Below are 6,804 nucleotides of genomic sequence, written 5' to 3'. Positions count from 1 at the left end.
GCCAAGACGGCCGCTGCCAAGACGGCGGCGGACGGGGACGAGCCTGCCGCCAAGCCGGCGGCTAAGGTGGCCGCGGCCAAGAAAACGGTCGCGAGCGCTGCCGGGACCACGGCCGCCAAGCCGGCGGCGCGCAAGAAGGCTTGAGGTTTAGCGTCCGCGGGCCTTCGGAGCCCGGCCACTTCACCACCGTCGCGGTGTTCAACGAAGCCGCGACGGTGGTGAAGCCCCGGTCGGACCGTGTGTCGGCTTCGAACCGCTCCGGGGTGCAAGACGCCGTGCAGATCCCGACGCCCGAGCTCACGAAAATCTGAATGCGGGACCGGTCGCGCGTCGAGAAGGACGGGGCGGGGCACGCCGCTGTTGTTATCAGTTGTTTAGGGTGTCGCCCCGAACATTGTGGGCATGCGATTCTTGTCCAGACGACAGGCCGGCCGGCCCGACGCAACTCTCGCGCAGCCCGCGCCCGCCGTGCAGGCTCCGGCCGGCGCCGCACAGGCGCCCCCGCAGGCCAGCCACGGCGAGGTGCTGGACGCGATCGAGAGCGACGTCCTGAAAGCGATCGGCAGCGTCGGCGAATCGATCGCGGCGACCCGCACCGACGTCGTGGACATGCAGGCGGGGCTCGCCGCCATCCGCGCCCGCATGAGCGATCTCGCCGAGGCCGCCGAGGCGGCCAGTGCGGCCAGCTCCGGCTTCACCGAGCGGACCGAGGGCCTCTCCACGGTCTCGACGCGCATCACCGATGCGCTGCACCAGGCCTCCGGGCATCTCGACCAGGCAGGCAGCCGGGGCGCGGAGGCCCGGGCGCTGATCGGCGCCCTTGCGACGGCCGGCAATGAGATCGCCAGCATCGTCGACACCATCTCGGCGGTGGCACGCCAGACCAACCTGCTGGCGCTCAACGCCACGATCGAGGCGGCACGCGCCGGCGAGGCGGGCCGCGGCTTCGTCGTGGTGGCGGCGGAGGTGAAGGCTCTGGCGATCGAGACCGCCCGGGCGGCGGACGACGTGCGCAGCCGGATCGCGCGCCTGCGCGAGGGAGCGACCGCCTCCAGCGCCGCCATCGGCGCGGCGGCCGAGGCGATCGAGGCGGTCCGGCCCGCCTTCGGCACCGTGCGGGGCATCGTCGACCAACAGGTCGGCATCGTCACCCACGTGGTCTCGGAGGCCACGCGGACGGCGGACCTGATCGCCGACGTGAACATCGGCGCGGGCGAGACCAGCGCCGCCACGGTCGCCCTCGACCATCGGGCCGAGGCCATGGAGAGCGCGGCGGCCCGTGCCGCCGAGGAAGCCGCCGGCCTCGGGCGCCGCTTCGTCGCGGTGATCCGCCAGAACGAGATCGGCGACCGGCGCCGGGCCGACCGCTACCCGGCCGACCTGTCCGTCGCGCTCGGGAGCGGCACGCGCACCCGCACCATCGACCTCAGCGAGGGGGGCGCCCTGCTGGCCCGGCCCGAGACCGGGCCCGAGATCGCCGCCGGTCAGGCGCTCGAACTCGACATCGTCGGGATCGGCGCCGTCCGGGCGCGCGTGGCCGCGATCAGTCCGATGGGCCTGCACTGCGCCTTCGAGGTCCTCGGGTCCGAAGCGGAGACGAAGCTCGCCGGCAAGCTCGGAGCGATCCAGGCGGAATATGCCCCCCTGGTCGCCCGGGCCCAGGGGCTCGCCGGCAGCATCAGGGACCTGATGGAGGCCGAGATCGCCGCCGGGCGGCTCACCGCCGCCCTCCTGTTCGATACCGACTACGTGGCGATCCTCGGTACCGAACCGCGCCAGTTCACGACCCGTTCGGTCGAGGTTTTGGAGCGGCTGCTACGCCCGGTGCTGGAGGCGCCGCTGGCCGAAGACCCCGCGATGATGTTCTGCATCGTGGCCGACCGGAACGGCTACGTGCCGGTGCACAATCGCGCGGTGTCCCAGCCGCAGCGGCCGGGCGACCCCGTCTGGAACAACGCCAACAGCCGCAACCGGCGCATCTTCGACGACCGCACCGGCATCACGGCGGCCCGCTCGACCCGCCCGGCCACCGTGCAGGCCTATCGCCGCGAGGTCGGGGACCGCATCGTCATGGTCCGCGAGGTCGATGCGCCGATCCGCGTCCAGGGGCGGCACTGGGGCGCCTGCCGCACGGCCTACCGGTTCTGATCCTCGCGGGGCTTCCCCTCGTGGGGCTTCGCGAGGCTGGGGCGCTGTCACACCGGTGCCATGCGGGCGGATTACCCGGAGTGCTCGTCTTCAGCCCTCACGGACCCGACCGATGACCGAACCGACGCGAACCCGCTCGCAGGCGGCGGAAGCCGCCGAGGATGCCGGCTCGAACGGCAGCGCCAACCCGACCTTCGGCGATGTGGTGGCGGCGCGCTTCGACCGGCGCGACCTCCTGCGCGGATTGCTCGGCGTCGGTGCCATCGCGGCCGTGGTGACGCCCCGGGCGCTGGCCGCCGGGGCGGCACAGGCGGCGCAAGGCCCGGGCACCCGCTTCCCGTTCGAAGAAATCGAGGCCGGGTCGGACGCGCATCACCACGTCGCCCCCGGGCACGACGCCGAGATCCTGATCCGCTGGGGCGATCCCGTGCTGCCGGGGGCGCCGGCCTTCGACCCGCGCAACCAGACGCCGGCCGCGCAGGCCCAGCAATTCGGCTACAACAACGACTTCGTGGGGTACTTCCCCATGCCGGGGGCGGCCGATCCGGCGGCGCACGGCCTCCTCGTGGTCAACCACGAATACACCAACGAGGAACTCATGTTCCCCGGCCTCGGCCGTCAGGATACCAAGGCGGCCGACTTCAAGGGAATGACGCGGGACCTCGTCGACATCGAGATGGCGGCCCATGGCGGATCGGTCGTCGAGATCCGGCGCCAGGACGGCCGCTGGACGGTGGTGCCGGACTCCCGCTACGCCCGCCGCATCACCGCCACGACGCCGATGGTGCTGACCGGCCCGGCCGCCGGCACCGAGCGGGTGAAGACCGCCGCCGACCCCACGGGCCGGGCGGCGCTGGGCATGATCAACAACTGCGCCGGCGGCACGACCCCCTGGGGGACGTGGCTGACCTGCGAGGAGAACATCAACTACTACTTCTCCGGCGCCCTGCCCGCGGGGTCGCCGGAGGCCGCCAACCACAAGCGCTTCAACCTGCCGGCCAGCGCCTATGCCTGGGGCCGCTACCACGAGCGCTTCGACGTCGCACACGAGCCCAACGAGCCCAACCGTTTCGGCTGGGTGGTGGAGATCGACCCGTTCGATCCGACGAGCGTTCCGAAGAAGCGCACGGCGCTGGGGCGCTTCAAGCACGAGGGGGCGGCGGGCATCGTCGCCAGGGGCGGCCAGTACGTGATCTACCAGGGCGACGACGAGCGCTTCGACTACGTCTACAAGTTCGTCACCACGGGCCGGGCCGACAGCGGCGACCGCGACCTCCTCGATTCCGGCACCCTGCATGTCGCCCGCTTCGACGCCGACGGGCGCGGCACCTGGATGCCGCTGGTGTTCGGGCAGGGGCCCCTGACGCCCGAGAACGGCTTCGCCTCGCAAGGCGACGTGGTGATCGGCGCCCGGCTCGCCGCCGACCGGCTCGGCGCCACCAAGATGGACCGGCCCGAGGACGTCGAGGCCAATCCGAAGACCGGCAAGGTCTACGTGATGCTGACCAACAACGGGAAGCGCAAGGCCGACGGGGTCGACGCCGCCAACCCGCGCGCCGACAACCGCTTCGGCCACATCGTCGAACTCACCCCCGACGACGGCGACCACGCCGCGCCCGGCTTCACCTGGGAGATCCTGGTCCGGTGCGGCGATCCGGGGATCGCGTCGGTCGGCGCCACCTTCTCGTCGGCCACCACGAAGGACGGCTGGTTCGGCATGCCGGACAACTGCGCCGTCGACGGCCTCGGCCGGCTCTGGGTCGCCACCGACGGCAATGCCCCCTCGCGCACCGGCCGCAACGACGGCATCTGGGCGATGGAGACGGAAGGCGCGGCGCGCGGCACGGGCAAGCACTTCTTCCGCGTGCCCCACGGGGCCGAGATGTGCGGCCCCTACTTCACCCCCGACGACACCACCTTCTTCGTCGCCGTGCAGCACCCCGGCGAGGCCGACGAGGAGGACCCGAAGGCGGTGCCCGCCACCTTCGAGGCGCCCGCCACCCGCTGGCCCGACTTCGACCCCGTGATGCCGCCCCGCCCCGCCGTGCTGACGATCACGAAGCGCGGCGGCGGCCGCGTCGGGACCTGAGGAGCAGAGAACCCGCCCCTTCCGCAACGATAAGCGCCGCGCGCCACCGTCAGGCCTTCTTAACCACCCCCATACCATGTCATGGGGTGGTACGCCGTGCGCGGCGGGGGCTTCGAGCCCCTGCCGCGCCGGGCGGGAACCCCTTTCTGTTTCCGGTTTGTTCCGGTATAGTGAGAGGATGAAGGCGAATGCTGCACGGTCTCCCTCTGCGATCCGATCCGCGAAGCCCGCGGCCGCACCATCATCAGCGCGGGGCGCTTCGGTGAGCGACCCCGCACGCGATCTCTTCGCCGGCGGTAAGGCGCCGCCGGCCAAGCCCGCCGAGCGCCGCAAGCTCGATGCCGCGGTGGCTCCGCTGGCGCCGCCCGTCTCGGCGGAAGCCGGCTACGACGCCTCCACCATCGAGGTACTCGAGGGGCTGGAGCCGGTGCGCCGCCGCCCCGGCATGTATATCGGCGGCACCGACGAGCGGGCTCTCCACCACCTCTTCGCCGAGGTGATCGACAATTCCATGGACGAGGCGGTGGCGGGGCACGCCAGCTTCATCGAGGTGGAGCTGGAGGAGAGCGGCCACCTCGTCGTCACCGACAACGGCCGCGGCATCCCGGTCGACCCGCACCCGAAATACCCCAACAAGTCCGCGCTGGAGGTCATCATGACCGTCCTGCACGCGGGCGGTAAGTTCGACTCGAAGGTCTACGAGACCTCCGGCGGCCTGCACGGCGTCGGCATCTCGGTGGTCAACGCCCTCTCGGACGAACTCGAGGTCGAGGTCGCCCGCAGCCAGACGCTCTACCGCCAGACCTTTTCGCGCGGCCATGTGCAGGGTCCCCTGGAGACGGTCGGCCGGGTGCAGAACCGGCGCGGCACCCGCGTGCGCTTCCACCCCGACGCCGAGATCTTCGGGGCGCTGAAGTTCGATCCCCGCCGCCTGTTCAAGATGGCGCGCTCCAAGGCCTACCTGTTCGGCGGGGTCGAGATCCGCTGGCGCTGCGCGCCCTCCCTGCTCGAGGGCCTGGACGACGTGCCGGCCGAGACGGTCCATCGTTTCCCCGGGGGCTTGCGCGACTATCTCGCCCGCGATCTCGAGGGCAAGGATCTCGTCACCGACGCGATTTTCTCGGGCAAGATCACCAAGCCGGGCGGGCACGGTTCGCTGGAATGGGCGGTGGCCTGGATGGTCGCGGACGACGGCGTCTCGGCCTCCTACTGCAACACGATTCCGACCGCCGAGGGCGGCACGCACGAGAGTGGCCTGCGCGTCGCCCTGCTGCGGGCCCTGCGCGAGCATGCGGAGCGGGTCGGCCAGGCCAAGCGCATGACGGCGGTGACCACCGACGACGTCATGGCGACCTGCGCGTCGATGCTCTCGGTGTTCATCCGCGAGCCCGAGTTCCAGGGCCAGACCAAGGACAAGCTCGCCACCGTCGAGGCCTCCCGCATCGTCGAGACCGCGATCCGCGACGCCTTCGACCACTGGCTCGCCGCCTCCCCGGCCCAGGCCAACAAGCTCCTCGATTGGGTGATCGACCGGGCCGAGGAGCGCCTACGCCGCCGCCAGGAGAAGGAGGTCGCGCGCAAGTCCGCCACCCGCAAGCTGCGCCTGCCGGGCAAGCTCGCCGACTGCTCCAAGGCGGGCATGGCCGGTTCGGAGATCTTCATCGTCGAGGGCGACTCGGCCGGCGGCTCGGCCAAGCAGGCGCGCGATCGCGCCACCCAGGCGATCCTGCCCTTGCGCGGCAAGATCCTCAACGTCGCCTCGGCGAGCCGGGACAAGCTCGGCGCCAACCAGCTCATCTCCGACCTGACCCAGGCGCTCGGCTGCGGCACCGGCACCGGCTACCGCTCGGAGGACCTTCGCTACGAGAAGGTGATCATCATGACGGACGCCGACGTCGACGGCGCCCACATCGCCTCGCTGCTGATCACGTTCTTCTACCGGCAGATGCCCAAGCTCATCGACCGTGGGCACCTCTACCTGGCGATCCCGCCCCTCTATCGGATCAGCCAGGGCGCCAAGACGGCCTATGCCCGCGACGACGACCACAAGGCGCAGCTGATCAAGACGGTGTTCAAGGGGGCCAAGGTCGAGATCGGCCGCTTCAAGGGCCTCGGCGAGATGATGCCGGCGCAGCTCAAGGAGACCACCATGGACCCGAAGAAGCGTACGCTCCTGCGGGTCGAGGTGCTGGACGAGGCCCGCGCCTCCACCGGGGACGCGGTCGAGCGGCTGATGGGCAACAAGCCCGAAGCGCGCTTCACCTTCATCTCCGAGCGCGCCGCCTTCGCGGACGGGGCCGAACTCGACATCTGAAGGGCGGGCGTCCGTCTGCGTTCGGGGGCTCGCCCGAACGCAACCGGCCCTTGCGCCGGCGCGAGCCCGCTAAATGCACCCGAGAACGGCAAAGAGCCCGGCCGCGTAGCGGCCGGGCTCTTTGCCGTTCTCGGCAGGTCCCGCGCGGACCGGGATCGGCCGCGCGGGATCCCGTTGGGTCGGCTTAGTACGAGCCGAACTTGTAGTTCAGGCCGGCGCGCACGACGACGAACTCGTCGGAGCGGCGGTTGTT

Annotated in this window: 3 protein-coding genes; all 3 read left to right on the top strand. The window is 71.4% G+C overall.

The window, feature by feature from the left end:
• Positions 1-402 precede the first annotated feature (402 nt).
• The 3 genes from K2X24_RS23580 to parE all read left to right on the top strand — a co-directional run bounded on the left by K2X24_RS23580 (position 403) and on the right by parE (position 6,551).
• Positions 403-2,148 carry a methyl-accepting chemotaxis protein gene (locus tag K2X24_RS23580; RefSeq protein ID WP_292501699.1) on the top strand — a complete coding sequence of 582 codons (1,746 nt, stop codon included), beginning with the start codon at positions 403-405 and terminating at the stop codon, positions 2,146-2,148.
• A gap of 112 nt (positions 2,149-2,260) precedes the next feature.
• On the top strand, positions 2,261-4,237 hold the full coding sequence (locus tag K2X24_RS23575; RefSeq protein ID WP_292501694.1) for a PhoX family phosphatase: 1,977 nt from the start codon (positions 2,261-2,263) through the stop codon (positions 4,235-4,237).
• Between the two features lie 262 nt (positions 4,238-4,499).
• Positions 4,500-6,551 (top strand): DNA topoisomerase IV subunit B, encoded by a 2,052-nt coding sequence (gene parE / locus K2X24_RS23570; RefSeq protein WP_292501692.1) that lies wholly within the window; start codon positions 4,500-4,502, stop codon positions 6,549-6,551.
• Positions 6,552-6,804 lie beyond the last annotated feature (253 nt).

The organism is Methylobacterium sp. (assembly GCF_019750675.1).
Taxonomy (GTDB): Bacteria; Pseudomonadota; Alphaproteobacteria; order Rhizobiales; family Beijerinckiaceae; genus Methylobacterium.
The sequence above is the reverse complement of the archived record's forward strand: the minus strand, read 5'-3'. Positions and strand labels throughout refer to the sequence as shown.